The 14,006-nt window shown below is 70.0% G+C and carries 13 protein-coding genes, 1 tRNA gene and 2 pseudogenes; 2 read left to right on the top strand and 14 right to left on the bottom strand.

What is annotated here, in order from left to right:
• Positions 1-33: 33 nt before the first annotated feature.
• The 4 genes from IEX31_RS01455 to IEX31_RS01440 form a co-directional block, all read right to left on the bottom strand.
• A protein-coding gene (locus IEX31_RS01455) for an IS3 family transposase (protein ID WP_188741644.1) occupies positions 34-1,217 on the bottom strand; the annotation gives its coding sequence in 2 pieces (ribosomal slippage) (positions 34-956 and positions 956-1,217; 1,185 coding nt in all).
• 401 nt (positions 1,218-1,618) lie between these two features.
• Positions 1,619-1,693, bottom strand: a tRNA-Gln gene (locus IEX31_RS01450).
• A gap of 121 nt (positions 1,694-1,814) precedes the next feature.
• Positions 1,815-3,332, bottom strand: a complete 1,518-nt coding sequence (gltX, locus tag IEX31_RS01445; RefSeq protein WP_188741643.1) for a glutamate--tRNA ligase — start codon at positions 3,330-3,332, stop codon at positions 1,815-1,817.
• A gap of 41 nt (positions 3,333-3,373) precedes the next feature.
• Complete coding sequence (locus IEX31_RS01440) at positions 3,374-4,318, bottom strand: LysR family transcriptional regulator (protein ID WP_229662018.1); 945 nt, start codon at positions 4,316-4,318, stop codon at positions 3,374-3,376.
• A gap of 82 nt (positions 4,319-4,400) precedes the next feature.
• On the opposite strand from IEX31_RS01440, the gene IEX31_RS01435 reads away from it, so the two are divergent.
• Positions 4,401-5,432, top strand: a complete 1,032-nt coding sequence (locus IEX31_RS01435; RefSeq protein WP_188741641.1) for an aminotransferase class V-fold PLP-dependent enzyme — start codon at positions 4,401-4,403, stop codon at positions 5,430-5,432.
• A gap of 38 nt (positions 5,433-5,470) precedes the next feature.
• Here IEX31_RS01435 and IEX31_RS01430 read toward each other — a convergent pair whose 3' ends face one another.
• The 5 genes from IEX31_RS01430 to IEX31_RS01410 form a co-directional block, all read right to left on the bottom strand.
• Positions 5,471-6,244 (bottom strand): fumarylacetoacetate hydrolase family protein, encoded by a 774-nt coding sequence (locus IEX31_RS01430; protein ID WP_188741640.1) that lies wholly within the window; start codon positions 6,242-6,244, stop codon positions 5,471-5,473.
• Between the two features lie 49 nt (positions 6,245-6,293).
• Complete coding sequence (locus IEX31_RS01425; RefSeq protein WP_188741639.1) at positions 6,294-7,616, bottom strand: HNH endonuclease signature motif containing protein; 1,323 nt, start codon at positions 7,614-7,616, stop codon at positions 6,294-6,296.
• A gap of 98 nt (positions 7,617-7,714) precedes the next feature.
• The gene (locus tag IEX31_RS01420; protein WP_268236939.1) at positions 7,715-7,993 is read right to left on the bottom strand and encodes a GNAT family N-acetyltransferase; all 279 of its coding nucleotides are present in this window, start codon (positions 7,991-7,993) and stop codon (positions 7,715-7,717) included.
• Between the two features lie 61 nt (positions 7,994-8,054).
• Positions 8,055-9,164, bottom strand: coding sequence for a branched-chain amino acid aminotransferase (locus tag IEX31_RS01415; protein WP_188741813.1), 1,110 nt, complete (start codon positions 9,162-9,164; stop codon positions 8,055-8,057).
• 23 nt (positions 9,165-9,187) lie between these two features.
• Entirely contained in the window at positions 9,188-10,261 is a 1,074-nt protein-coding gene (locus IEX31_RS01410) for a 3-isopropylmalate dehydrogenase (protein ID WP_188741637.1), read from the bottom strand.
• Here IEX31_RS01410 and IEX31_RS19385 point away from each other — a divergent pair.
• Positions 10,218-10,520, top strand: a pseudogene (locus tag IEX31_RS19385) (hypothetical protein); the annotation flags it as partial. The gene IEX31_RS01410 and the pseudogene IEX31_RS19385 overlap by 44 nt on opposite strands.
• Before the next feature lie 53 nt (positions 10,521-10,573).
• Here IEX31_RS19385 and serA read toward each other — a convergent pair.
• The 5 genes and pseudogenes from serA to IEX31_RS19200 all read right to left on the bottom strand — a co-directional run bounded on the left by serA (position 10,574) and on the right by IEX31_RS19200 (position 13,945).
• Positions 10,574-12,163 (bottom strand): phosphoglycerate dehydrogenase, encoded by a 1,590-nt coding sequence (gene serA / locus IEX31_RS01405; protein WP_188741636.1) that lies wholly within the window; start codon positions 12,161-12,163, stop codon positions 10,574-10,576.
• Positions 12,164-12,314: 151 nt separating this feature from the next.
• Positions 12,315-12,713, bottom strand: a complete 399-nt coding sequence (locus IEX31_RS01400) for a hypothetical protein (RefSeq protein WP_188741635.1) — start codon at positions 12,711-12,713, stop codon at positions 12,315-12,317.
• A 1-nt stretch (position 12,714) separates the two neighbouring features.
• On the bottom strand, positions 12,715-13,176 hold the full coding sequence (locus IEX31_RS01395) for a hypothetical protein (protein ID WP_188741634.1): 462 nt from the start codon (positions 13,174-13,176) through the stop codon (positions 12,715-12,717).
• 206 nt (positions 13,177-13,382) lie between these two features.
• Positions 13,383-13,725, bottom strand: a pseudogene (locus IEX31_RS19205) (copper homeostasis protein CutC); the annotation flags it as partial.
• A gap of 76 nt (positions 13,726-13,801) precedes the next feature.
• A complete protein-coding gene (locus IEX31_RS19200; RefSeq protein ID WP_268236938.1) occupies positions 13,802-13,945 on the bottom strand; it encodes a copper homeostasis protein CutC in 144 nt (47 codons plus the stop codon).
• Between the last annotated feature and the right edge of the window lie 61 nt (positions 13,946-14,006).

Below are 14,006 nucleotides of genomic sequence, written 5' to 3'. Positions count from 1 at the left end.
TCGCGGATTTCGGACAGCGGATTCGATTGATTCTTACGCTGCCGTGGCCGGCTGTTGGTAAGCGTAGTGGACGTCGTTGGGGAACTGGTAGCCGAGCGAGGAGTGACGTCTTCGGCTGTTGTAGAACCCTTCGATGTAGCTGATCAGATCGCGACGAGCCTGCGCCTTGGTCGCGTAGACGGTGCGGTGGACACGCTCGCTCTTCAAGCTCGAGAAGAAGCTTTCGGCCGCTGAGTTGTCCCAGCACACGCCCGTCCTTCCCATCGAGGAACGCATCCCGAGACGGCCGATCAGTGCCCGGTAGTCGCCCGATGTGTAGACACTGCCGCGGTCGCTGTGGAATATCGCGTTCGGTTCGATCACGACTGTCGCGGCGGCGTGCCGCAAGGCGTCCTCGACGAGCTCGGCGCGCATGTGGTCGGCGATCTGCCAACCGACGACCTTCTTCGAGTAGCAGTCGATCACCGTGGCGAGATAGACGAAGCCCTGCCAGGTGTGGATGTAGGTGATATCGCCGACGAACTTCACCCCGGGCCGGTCGGCGGTGAAGTCCCGCTCCACCAGATCGGGCATGCCCGCAGCAGCCTCGGCGTCCGCGTCCGTGGTGACCCGGAACGGTCGCGGCTGGCACGCGACCAGGCCCTGATCGCGCATGATCTGGCGGACCAGCTCCGGGGAGCACTCCGTCCCTTCATCGGCCAGGTCAGCGTGGACACGCCGATACCCGTAGGTGCCGTCGGAAGCGTCGAAGAAGTGCCTCACCCGGACGGTGAGCGCCTCCCTGCGGGCCGCGGTCGCTGACTGCGGGCGGGTCAGCCAGTGGTAGAACCCCGAGGTCGACACCCCCAACCATCGGCACATCTTCACCACCGGATTCGTGTTGCCCGGCAGGTTCTTCTGGGAGTCGACGTACTCGTACTTGGCCATCACCGCTGCTCCCGTGCGAAGTAGGCCGTCGCTTTTTTCAGGAACGCGGTCTCCGCCCGAAGCTCCTGATTCTCGCGTTCGAGTTCCTTCAGCCGGGCCCGCTCGGAGACCGTTAGCTCGGTCTCGGTCCCACCGTTGGCTTCGCGGTACTTGATCAGCCAGTTGCGGAGCGTCTCCGGGCCGACACCATACGCCGTCGCGACGTCCTTGATCGGCTTCGAGGTCGAGATCACCTCCCGACACAACTCGTCCTTGAACTCCTGCGTGAATCGCCTACGCGATACGGACATGCTGCTCTCTCTTCCAGTAGCACCCTCATCGTAAGAGGGCCCACCATCCGAAATCAGCGCGGCAGGTCACTNTGAACTCCTGCGTGAATCGCCTACGCGATACGGACATGCTGCTCTCTCTTCCAGTAGCACCCTCATCGTAAGAGGGCCCACCATCCGAAATCAGCGCGGCAGGTCATTCTTCAGCTCTCTTGTGGTGACTGTCGAAGACAACGAAGTCCACGTGGCAGGCGAGCGGAACGCCACGAACGCGGCTGTGCGGGACGTCCTCGGCCAGTACGAACTCGCGCGCGCCCAGCACGTCCCGAACAAGACAAAAGCTCCCCGCACAAGTGCGAGGAGCTCTGCTTCTACCAGACCAAGATCTAGTTCATTTGACCATGGTTTGAGTAACATCAATCTGGCTGGGGTACCTGGACTCGAACCAAGAACAACTGAACCAGAATCAGCCGTGTTGCCAATTACACCATACCCCAATGGCCGAGAACCGAAGCCCCGGGCCGACATGCAACTCTAGCCTACGCGGGGCGGCCCGGCCAAACTGCGCGGACCTCGACGGGCACGCCGACCGACGCGCTGCGCGGGCCCCCCGGTGCCTCAGGCGAGCCGCGCGGCGAGCCGGTCGAGGCGATCGAGCGAGTCGATCTTGCCCAGGATCTGCATCGACTCGAAGAGGGGCGGCGACACCCGTCGCCCCGAGACGGCGGTGCGCAGCGGCCCGAACGCGACGCGCGGCTTCAATCCCAGTCCGTCGACGAGGGCGTCGCGGAGCGCCTCCTCGATCTCGGCGTGCCCCCAGGCCTCGGCGGGCAGCCGGTCGAGCGCCTCGCGTGCCGCCGCGAGCACGGCGGACGCGTCGGCCGGCAGGCCCGAGAGGGCGTCGTCGTCGTACGACAGGCCCGCGGCATCCGTGAACAGGAACCCGAGCATTTCCGGCGCCTCGCCGAGCAGGCCGATGCGCTGCTGCACGAGCGGCGCCGCCTCCGCGAGCACGGCCTCCTGCGCGGGCGTGATGGGCGTGTCGACCACACCGGCCGCCTGCAGGTAGGGCACCGTGCGCGCGGCGAAGTCGCCCTCGTCGAGGAGGCGGATATGGTCGCCGTTGATGGCCTCGGCCTTCTTCAGATCGAACCGGGCGGGATTGGGGTTCACGTCGGCGACGTCGAACTTCGAGACGAGCTCGTCGCGGCTGAACACGTCACGGTCGGCGGCGAAGCCCCAACCGAGAAGCGCGAGGTAGTTGACGAGGCCCTCAGGGATGAACCCGCGGTCGCGGTGGTGGAACAGGTTCGACTCGGGGTCGCGCTTGGAGAGCTTCTTGTTGCCCTCGCCCATGACGTAGGGCAGGTGACCGAACCGCGGCACGAACGTCGTGAGCCCGATGTCGATGAGCGCGTGATAGAGCGCGATCTGGCGCGGGGTCGACGAGAGGAGGTCTTCGCCGCGGAGCGCGTGGGTGATGCCCATGATGGCGTCGTCGACGGGATTCACGAGCGTGTAGAGCGGTGCGCCGTTGGGTCGTACGACGACGAAGTCGGTGGTCGAGCCGGCCGCGAAGTCGATTCGGCCGCGCACGAGGTCGTCGAACCCGAGGTCGAGGTCGTCGGGCACGCGCAGGCGCAACGCGGGCTCGCGGCCCTCGGCACGGTAGGCCGCCCGCTGCTCGTCGGTGAGGTCGCGATCGAAGTTGTCGTAGCCGAACTGCTTGGGACGGCCCGCGGCCTCGTTGCGGGCGTCGATCTCCTCGGCGGTCGAGTAGCTCTCGTAGACGTGCCCCGCGGCCTTCAGCCGCTCGACGACGCCGGCGAAGAGGTCGAGGCGTTGCGACTGGCGGTATGGCGCGTGCGGACCGCCCACCTCGATACCCTCGTCCCAGTCGAGGCCGAGCCATTTCATTGCGTCGACGATCTGCTCGTAGCTCTCCTCGGTGTCACGCGCCGCGTCGGTGTCCTCGATACGGAAGACGAAGGTGCCGCCCGTGTGCCGGGCATACGCCCAGTTGAAGAGGGCCGTGCGCACGAGACCGACGTGCGGCGTGCCGGTGGGCGAGGGGCAGAAGCGGACACGGATGTCGCTGCCGGAGGCGGTGGTGGTGGGATCAGCTGTCTCGGACATACGCCCCAATCGTATCGACCGGCCCGGGCCCGTCGCGCCGGTCACGACGCCGCCACGAGCCCGCGGAGCACCGAGAGCGCGGCGCCGACGGCCGGCACGCGGTCGGCTCCGCCGGCAGTCACGAGATGCAGCGAACGCATGTCGGCGCGCGCCGTCGGCCTGGCGACCACGCCCGGATGCCGCTGCGAGGCCGCGAGCGCGAGCGACGGCTGCAGCGCCACGCCGAGCCCCTGCGCCACCATGCCCTCGACGGCGACGAAGTTGTCGGTCTCGAAGGCGATGCGGGGGCGGAAGCCCGCGGCATCCGTCAGCTCGAGCAGATGCCCGCGACAGCGCGGGCACCCGGCGATCCACTGGTCGTCGGCGAGGGTCGCGAGATCGACCACGTCGGATGTCGCGGCCGGGTGCCCCTCGGGCAGCACGAGTTGCATGGGCTCGTCGCAGAACGCCTGCACGTCGAGCCCGCGGGCGCTCGCCCGGTGCGGGTCGTCGCGGTCGCCGGGGTAGCTGAAGGTGATGGCGACATCGGCCCGGTCGGCGCGCACCGCGGCGACCGCCTCGGGCGGTTCCGCCTCGACATAGGTGACGGTGACACCGGGATGCTCCGCGGCGAGTGCGGCGATGAGCCGCGGCACGAGCGTGGCCGAGGCCGAGGGGAACGCCACGAGCCGCACACGGCCGGCGCGGAGACCGCGGATCTCGGCGAGCTCGCCCGCCGCCGCCTCGAGCACGGTGGTCACGGCGCCCGCGTGCCGCGCGAGCACGCGGCCGGACTGGGTGAGGCGGATGCCGCGACCGACGCGCTCGACGAGGGCGATGCCCGTGCGCTCCTCGAACCTGCGCAGCTGCTGGCTCACCGCGGGCTGGCTGTACCCGAGCGCCTCGGCGGCGGCCGTGAGCGAACCCTGCTCGGCGACCTGCCCCACGACCCGGATGGTGTGCAGGTCGATCGCGGACGCAAGGTGCTCGATGGACATGTCGGACATGTTCGAATCATAAGCCAGCGTCATGAATATGATCACTCACCTGCTCTTGTCGAATGGATGTCGTGATGCGGAGACTGGTCGCATGGACTCCCTTCGCGACCGTTTCACTGCCGGGCGCGGCTACCTCGCCGCCTGCACGCTGGGCATACCCACGCACACCACACGCGATGCCGTGCAACGCGACCTCGACCGATGGGCCGCCGGCACGGCCAGCGCCCACGACTACTCCGCGACTCTGGAACGCGCGCGTGGGCACGCCGCCACCCTCCTCGGCGTCGCTCCACGACGCGTCGCCACGGGGTCGCAGGTCTCGGTGTTCGCCGGCCTCGTCGCCGCTTCCGCCCCACGCGGCGCCGAGGTTCTCTGCATCGACGCTGACTTCTCGTCGGTCGTGGCGCCGTTCCTCGTCCGCGGCGACCTGCGGGTGCGGCACGTGCCCGTGCACGCGCTCGCCGACGAGGTGAACGCCACCACGTGGCTGGTCGCATACTCGCTCGTGCAGTCGGCGACCGGGGAGGTCGCCGACGCGGCATCCGTCACCGCTGCTGCCCGCGACCACGGCGCGCTGACGCTTGTCGACACGACGCAGGCCACCGGCTGGCTTCCGACCACCGATCTCGACGCCGACCTCATCGTGTGCCACGCCTACAAGTGGCTCAGCGCACCGCGCGGCGCCGCGTTCGCAGCGTTCTCCGACCGGGCCGTCGACGAGATCGTGCCCTACACCGCCGGCTGGTACTCGGGCGCCGACCCGTGGACGTCGACCTACGGACCCGACCTGCACCTCGCCGACGACGCGACCCGGTTCGACGTCTCACCTGCGTGGCACGCGTGGGAGGGCGCCGAGGCCGCACTCGGCTTCGCCGCGTCGCTCGACGCCGACGAGGTGGAGCGCTACGACCTCGGCCTCGCCAACGCGTTCCGGGAGCGGCTCGGGCTCGAGGCATCCGACAGCGCGATCGTCACCTGGCCCGACCCCGATGGCGCCGACCTCGCCGCCCTCTCTGCGGCGGGCATGACCGCGTCGGGCCGCGCGGGCCGTGCGCGTGTGGCATTCCACCTGTGGAACAACGAGGAGGATGTCGACCTCGCCGCCGCCAGTATGGGTCGCTGAGCGGGCGGATGCCGCGACCGGATGCCGCAGCCGCGCGTTCAGCCCGCCGCGCGCACCGGATTCGATAGCGTGCCGAGTCCCGACACCGTGACCTCGACGGTGTCGCCATCGACGATCGGCCCGACGCCCGCCGGCGTGCCGGTGAGGATGACGTCGCCCGGGAGCAGCGTGAAGACGCTCGACGAGTACGCGACGAGCGCCGGGATCGAGTGCACCATGTCGGCGAGCCGTCCCTCCTGCCGGCGCACGCCGTTCACGCTCGTCTCGATCGTGCCGCGCTCGAGGTCGAGCTCGGTGTCGATGACCGGCCCGAGCGGGCAGAAGGTGTCGAAGCCCTTGGCGCGCGTCCACTGCTCGTCGCGACGCTGCAGGTCGCGCGCGGTGACGTCGTTCGCGATCGTGTACCCGAAGATCACGCCCGCGGCATCCGCTTCGGAGACGTTCTTGGCGATGCGGCCGATGACGACCGCGACCTCTCCCTCGTGCTCGACGCGCTCGCTCTGCCTCGGCAGCACGATGGCGTCGCCGGGTCCGATGACCGAGGTGTTCGGCTTCAGGAAGATGAGCGGCTCGGCCGGTACTTCGTTGCCGAGTTCGGCGGCGTGCTCGCGGTAGTTGCGGCCCACCGCGACGACCTTCGACCGCGGGATCACCGGTGCGAGCAGCTTCGCCTCGGCGAGCGGCACCCGCTCCCCCGTCGGGTCGTACCCGGCGAACATCGGGTCGGACTTGAGTACGACGAGCTCGTGCTCCTCCTCGTCGACGATGCCGAAGGCGATGGTCTCACCGTGCGAGAAGCGCGCGATCTTCATGGAGCCAGCCTACGGCGTGGCCCCGCCCCGCTCAGAATGCCGGCGGGGCTCAGAACGGTGGCGGATCGGTGTAGCTGCGGCCCGTGGGACTTCGCCAGGTGACCGTCTCGTCGGGGTTCTTCGTCGGAGCGAACCTCGTGGCGTGCTTGAGCCGGTGGTCGCCGCGGCAGGAGGGCGCGAGGTTCGCAGGGTTCGACACGCCGTCGTGTTGCCAGTCGTGGAGGTGGTCGATATCGGCACTCACGGCGAGGCGATCGCATCCGGGACGCGTGCAGCGACCATGGGTGAGCGCGAGCCACAAACGCTGCGCCTTCGTAGGTCGGTACCTCGTGCGGTCGAGCTCCAGTGGAGCCGACGTGATCGGGTCGACCGCCAGACGGAGGAACGAGGGGGCATCGTGGAACAACTGCCGCGCCGTCGCGAGATCGATCGGGCCGACGCCGTCGAGGGTGGCCGCTTCGTCATCCGCACCGGCGAGGCTGAGGCACGGCACGGTCACGATGACCTCGACCCGGGCCGCGGTCGGGGTGCCGTCGCCGGTGAGCCACGCGACCGCGGCGTCGGCACGAAGCTGGTCGAGCGTGCGTGGTTCGTCTCCTACGCCCACGTCGCGGTGAGCGGTCGCATCCAAGCGTGCGCCGATGCGGGCGGCGTCGACCTGGGAGGTATAGAGGCTCACCCACGCCATTCCGTCGTCGCCGTGCTCGACCACGATTTGGCGGTCGGCGTAGGCGCGCGTGTGGCGGGCTTCGAGCCGCTCACGCTCCAGCCGCGCCAACACGGTGCGGGCGAGCTGCCGAAGTCTCGTGGTCGTGACCGTGCCGATCACGGCACTGAGCTCGTCGTCGAGCTCGGCCAGCCGTGCGTCACCCCGCGCGAACCCGGCTGCCGCGTCGGCCGCGACCCGAGCACCGACATACGCGACCGTGCCATCGCGGAAGCTCGCCCACACACGTGGGAGTCGCTCTCGAAGGACGGTCGCCTCATGAGCGCGGCCGCGGATCGTGCCGACCGGCAGGTGCAACCGCATCGACAGCTCGGTGGCGGCCGCCCGCACCGCGAGCTCGTTCGCCTCAGGGGAACGCAGCTGTTCCGGCCGGAGGTACACCCCCGGTTCACTCGCCGCAACCTCGAGCGCCCGCCGCACCGCGTCGAGGTGGGCGGCCATCGCCCGGTTCACCGCGAACTGCGCCTGCTCCGCCTCATCGAGGGCGGTGCACAGCTCGGCGAACACGTCGAACGAGGCCGCGACCCCCGCGAACTCGAGCTCGACGTCGAGCGCGGACGGCAGCTCATCGAAGGCCACATCGCTGCCCTCGATGGGATCGACCAATCCGAGCCCACCCGTCGAGTCCTCGAACATCTCTGCCATACTCCGATGATGTCACCACCCACCGACATCGAAGCAATGTGCGATGCCTGCCATCGGTCAGGGCAGCGGACTCGTGCCTCGGTACTTGGCACCGCTCGTCAGTACAAGGGGCCGCCCGTCGCGTCGGGGATCAGTCGCTTGCCGAGGCTCACCGCGTGGTCGGGCTCGTAGCCGAGCGACCGATACCACTCGATGACGTCGGTGTTCGTCGACCGCACCTGCAGGTTGAGCTTCGGGCACCCCCGCTCGATGAGGAGCCGCTCGGCCTCGGCCATGATGGCCGCATCGAGCCCCGCCCCGCGACGCGACTCGTCGACCGCGAGATAGTTCACCCAGCCGCAGTGCCCGTCGAAGCCGACCATGGCCGCACCGACCACCGCACCCGGCCGCCCGTTGCCGCCGCCGCCCGGCGGAACGAGCGGATGCCGGAGGCCGCAGTCACGCGTCCAGCCGGGCCATCCAGCCGTGCCGGTCCTCGACGCGGCCGTACTGGATGCCGGTGAGCTCCTCGCGGAGCGACAGGGCGAGCTCCGACGCCTCGTCGCCGTGGTGGAGGATCTCGAAGTCCTCGGCCAGGAGGCGCCCGATCGGCACGACCACCGCGGCCGTACCACACGCGAAGGCGCCGACGATCTCACCGGATGCCGCCCCATCGCGCCATTCCGAGAGAGCGATCGGGCGGCGCTCCACGACGTGGCCGCGGTCGGCGGCGAGCTGCAGGATCGAGTCGCGCGTGATGCCCTCGAGGATCGAGTCCGACTCGGGCGTGAGCAGCGTGCCGTCGCGCCTGACGAGCACGATGTTCATGCCGCCGAGCTCCTCGAGGTTGCCGGCCGGATCGAGGAACGCCACCTGCTGGCATCCCTTCTCGTAGGCCTCCGCCTGCGGCAGCAGGCTCGACGCGTAGTTGCCACCGGTCTTCGCGGCGCCCGTTCCGCCCTTGCCGGCGCGGGCGTACGTCGTGGAGAGCCAGATGTTCACGGGCTCGACGCCGCCCGGGAAGTACGCGGCCGCCGGACTCGCGATCACGTAGTAGGCGACCTTCTTCGCCGGACGCACGCCGAGGAACGCCTCCTTGGCGAACATGTACGGGCGCAGGTAGAGGCTCGTCTCCGCGGCGCTCGGCACCCACGAGCCGTCGACCGCGATCAGCTGCTTGAGCGAGTCGATGAAGTACGACACGGGCAGTTCGGGCAGCGCCATGCGCCGGGCGGAACGCTGCATGCGCGCCGCGTTCTCGTAGGGCCGGAAGCTCCAGATCGAGCCGTCGGCGTGCCGGTACGCCTTCAGTCCCTCGAAGATCTCCTGCGCGTAGTGCAGCACCGCCGCCGCCGGGTCGAGCGGGATCGGCCCATACGGCGAGACGCGGGGGCGATGCCACCCGCCCTTCTCCGACCAGCAGATGTCGACCATGTGGTCGGTGAAGTGGTTGCCGAAGCCCGGGTCGGCGAGGATCGCCTCGCGGTCGGCGTCGGTGCGCGCGTTCTCGTTGCGCGTGACCGCCCACGTCAGTCCCGCCTCGGAGGGGGTCTTCAGGGTGAGGTTCATCGTCGTCGTCATGGTGCCTTCCTTCAGATGCGCTGGGTCTCGTGTACGTCGATCCGGGCGACGATCGCGTCGCCGACCTCGGAGGTCGAGCGTCGCGCGTCGCCGCGTCCGGCGATGTCGGCGGCGACCGCCCGCTGCACCCTCGCCGCGAGCTCGGGGTGACCCAGGTGGTCGAGGAGCAGTGCGACGGAGAGGATCGCGGCGGTGGGGTCGGCGATGCCCTTCCCGGCGATGTCGGGAGCCGAACCGTGCACCGGCTCGAACATGCTCGGGAACCGGCCGTCGGGGTTGATGTTGCCCGAGGCCGCAAGTCCGATGCCGCCGCTGATCGCGCCGGCCAGATCGGTGAGGATGTCGCCGAAGAGGTTGTCCGTGACGATGACATCGAATCTAGCAGGATCCGTGACGAGGAAGATCGTGGCGGCGTCGACGTGCAGGTAGTCGACCGCGACATCCGGATACTCGGCGGCCACCGCGTCGACGGTCCGCTCCCAGAGCGAGCCGGCGAAGACGAGCACGTTCGTCTTGTGCACGAGCGTCAGCTTCTTCTTCGGGCGAGCGGATGCCGCGGCGAACGCGTAGCGCACGACGCGCTCGACCCCGTAGGCGGTGTTCACGCTCACCTCGTTCGCGACCTCCGAGGGCGTGCCGACCCGGATCGCCCCGCCGTTGCCGACGTAGGGACCCTCGGTGCCCTCGCGCACGACGACGAAGTCGACGTCGCCCGGGTTCGCGAGCGGACTGGTCACGCCGGGGTACAGCACCGACGGGCGGAGGTTGACGTAGTGGTCGAGCTCGAACCGGAGCCGGAGCAGGAGTCCGCGCTCGATGTTCGCACCCGCGAGCCGGGGGTCGCCGGGGACTCCGCCGACGGCGCCGAGCAGGATCGCGTCGTGCTGCCTGATCGCCGCGAGGTCGTCGCCGGTCAGCACGTCGCCGGTCTCGAGGTACCGTGCGGCACCGAGGGAGAACGGGGTCTGCTCGAACGAGACCTCCGTTCCCGCGACCGCGGCATCGAGCGCCTTGAGCGCCTCCGCGACGACCTCGGGACCGATGCCGTCGCCCGGAATGACCGCGAGCCTGACCGTACTTACCATGGATTCTCCTTCGTGCGCCACCCCTCCCAGCGTAGTGTCCACGCGCGGGACCGCTCGATACACTCGGCCTCAGGACGAGGTATCCGCCTCATCGAAACGCGGCGCCCCTGCGCCGCCGGAGAGAAAGCAGGACCCGCACATGAGGCTCGGTCTCGGTATCGTGTTGTTCGCCATCGGCGCGACCCTCGCGTTCGCGCTGAACCTCACGGTCGAGTGGATCAACCTTCAGCTGGTCGGCTACATCCTCATGGTGGTCGGCGCGGTCGTGATCATCATCGGCATCATCCTCCTCGCCCGCCGCCGCCGACCGGACTACTCGGTGATGTCGATCTCCACGAGCACCGCGGCGTCGATGGCGGTGCGCACCCGCTCGAGCACCTCGGTCGGCACCGGCGAGTCGACGGTGAGGACGCTGAGCGCCTGGCCCCCGGCCTCGCGGCGGGCGATCTGCATGCCGGCGATGTTGATGGCCGCGTCGCCGAACTCGCGGCCGTAGATCGCCACGATCCCCGGACGGTCGGTGTACTCCATGATGATGTGCGTCGTCGCGATCGGGACCTCGATCTCGTAGCCGTTGATGCCCACGAGCTTCTCGATCTGCTTCGTGCCCGTGAGCGTGCCCGCGACCGACACCTGCGTGCCGTCGGCGAGAGCGCCGCTCAGCGTGATGACGTTGCGGTACTCGGGGCTCTCGGGATCGGTGATGAGGCGCACGTCGATGCCGCGCTGCTCGGCGAGGAGCGGCGCGTTGACGTACGACACGGTCTCGCTCACGACGTTGGTGAACACGCCCTTGAGCGCGGCGAGCTTCAGCACGCTCACGTCGTAGTCGACGAGCTCGCCGCGCACCTCGACGTCGAGGCTCGTGAGCGGGCCGTGCGCGAGTCCGGCGAACAGCTGCCCGAGCTTCTCCACGAGCGGGATGCCCGGGCGCACGTAGGCGTCGATGACGCCGCCCGCGACGTTCACCGCGTCGGGCACCAGCTCGCCCGCGAGAGCCAGACGCACCGACCGCGCGACCGAGACGCCGGCCTTTTCCTGCGCCTCGTCGGTCGACGCGCCGAGGTGCGGGGTGACGACGACGTTCGGCAGCGACAGGAGGGGCGAGTCCTTGGGCGGCTCCGAGACGAAGACGTCGAGGCCGGCGCCGGCGATGGTCTTGGCGACGAGCGCGTCGTGCAGTGCCTGCTCGTCGATGAGGCCGCCGCGCGCGACGTTGACCACGAACGCGGTCGGCTTCATCTTCGCGAGCTGCTCGGCGCCGATCATGCCCGTGGTCTCGGGCGTCTTCGGCATGTGGATGGTGATGAAGTCGCTGCGCTCGAGGAGCTCGTCGAGGCTCACCGTCTGCACGCCGAGCTGCTGCGCGCGCGCCGCCGCGATGTACGGGTCGTACGCGATGACGTCGGTGCCGAACGCCTGCAGGCGGGCCGCGATGAGGGCGCCGATTCGGCCGAGGCCGATGATGCCGACGGTCTTCTCGTAGAGCTCGACGCCCGAGTAGTGCGACCGCTTCCACTCCCCCTGTGCGAGCGCCGCGTGCGCAGCGGGGATGTGGCGGGCGAGACTGAGGATGTGTCCGACCGTGAGCTCGGCGGCCGAGATGATGTTCGACGTCGGCGCGTTCACGACCATGACGCCCGCGGTGGTGGCGGCCTTGAGGTCGACGTTGTCGAGGCCGACGCCCGCGCGGGCGATGACCTGCAGCTTCGGCGCCGCCGCGATCGCCTCGGCGTCGACCTTGGTCGCCGACCGGACCAGGATGGCGTTCGCGTCGGCCAGCGCAGCGAGCAGTGCCGGACGGTCGGTGCCGTCGACGTTGCGGACCTCGAAGTCGGGCCCCAGGGCTTCGACGGTGGCGGGCGAGAGTTCTTCAGCGATCAGCACGACCGGCTTTGACACGAAACGGTTCCTTCGGGGCGATGCGCGCGCGGACGCGCTGATGCGGGGTGGGATGCGCCACACGCCGTCGGGGCGCCTACCCGTTCACTCTACTGGAGGCCGTGTGCCGGCTCCGTTTCTATGACGCCGGGGGCTCGCGCCCGGGTGGGCGTCACGAGAAGTCGATGCCGCCAAGCTCGAAGAACGCCGCGAGGTCGAGCGTGAGCACCTGCACGACGGCGTACCCGGCGAGGAAGAGCACGACCTGCGCGAGCGGACCGCGGCGGTACCCCAGCCAGAAGGCGAGCGCGTAGACGACGATCGGCACGAGGAGGGCCGCGATGAGCAGGGCGATGCCGATACCCGCGAGCGAGACGCCCAGGTCGCCGACCATGAGCGACACGCCCACGAGATCGCGCACCGCCTCCCACACGTCGTAGGCGTACAGCACGCCGAAGACGGCCGCGATCGTGACGGCCAGCCACAGGGGTGTGGCCGGGCGCGGCGCGGCAGCGGATGCCCCGGCCGCACCGGTGCCGGCGTCGCCGGCGGGAACGGATGCCTCGGTCATCTCAACCTCGCAGCAGGAACGGGACGGGCACGAGGACGAAGGCCCCCGCGAGGAGCCAGAGCAGGCGGGCCCGCCGGTGCCCGGCGGCGAGCCACAGCACGGCGCCGAACCACAGCGCCGGTGCGGATACCGCGAACCACCTGCCGAACCCGTACATGAACTCCGCCACGGGGTCGGCGAGCACAGGTGCGGGTCGGGACGCCGTGATCAGCCAGCCGATCGAATACAGCAGGTAGACCCCACCGAGCACCCCGAGCATGACGAGCTCGGCCGAGCCCGGCTGGGTGGCGGCATCCGTCGGCGCTTCGGATTCTGGTGCGGTCCCCTCCGCGGGCGCGCCGTCCCCTTCCGCGGGCGCGCCCTCGAGCGGCACCGGGCTGCCCACGGTCTTCCAGCCGGGCGCGAGCGTCGGGTCGTCGTCGCCCTCCCAGCGCAGCGCGTCATCGTCGGAGTCGCGGGCCATGTCACCAGCCTAGCGAGGAGACGGGTACGTTCATCGCGGCACCGCCCGGGCCGCCTCGACGACCGCACGCACGAGCGCCGCATCGGTCGTGTCGAAGCCGGATTCGCCGCCGCCCGGTCCGCTGGGCCCCCGCGCCGCCATCGTCCTCGCGCCGAGAGATGCACCGCGTCGACGCCGGCCTCGCGAAGCACGCCGATGTCCTCGACCGTCACTCCCCCGCCGGCCATGACCTCGATCCGGCGGCGGGCGACGGCTGCCATGGCGCGCAGCGCGTCGAGGTCGCCCCTGCAGTCCGCGGCGCCGGAGGTGAGCACACGGCGCACCCCCGTGTCCACGAGGGCCACGACGCCGGCGATGGGATCGGCGGATGCATCGACCGCGCGGTGCACCGACGTCGAGTCCGTCGGCGGCGCCCAGGAACGCGTCGACCGTCGCGAGGTCGAGCGCACCGGCATCCGTCAGCGCGCCCACCACCACACCATCGGCGCCGAGCGAACGCGCAACGCGGATGTCCCGCAGGATCTGTCCGGCCTCGTCGACGTCATACACGAAGCCACCGCCACGGGGACGGACGAGCACGTGCACTGAGGCGGCCGCGGATGCCGCGCGCGAGCCCCACCGCCGCCTAGATGGGCCCGGCGGACGGCGTGAGCCCGCCGAGCGCGAGTGCCTGACACAGCTCGACGCGGGCGGCGCCGGCCTCGAGGGCGATGCGGACACCGGCAACGTCCTGCACAGCGATCTCGACGGGAAGGTTCGGGGCGACCACCCTCGAAAGGGTACCCGCCGGCATCACCCGGCACGCCCATCCCGTCATCGAGGTGTTCCTC

The sequence above is a fragment of the Agromyces bauzanensis genome (assembly GCF_014645655.1).
GTDB classification, from domain to species: Bacteria; Actinomycetota; Actinomycetes; order Actinomycetales; family Microbacteriaceae; genus Agromyces; species Agromyces bauzanensis.
The sequence above is the reverse complement of the archived record's forward strand: the minus strand, read 5'-3'. Positions and strand labels throughout refer to the sequence as shown.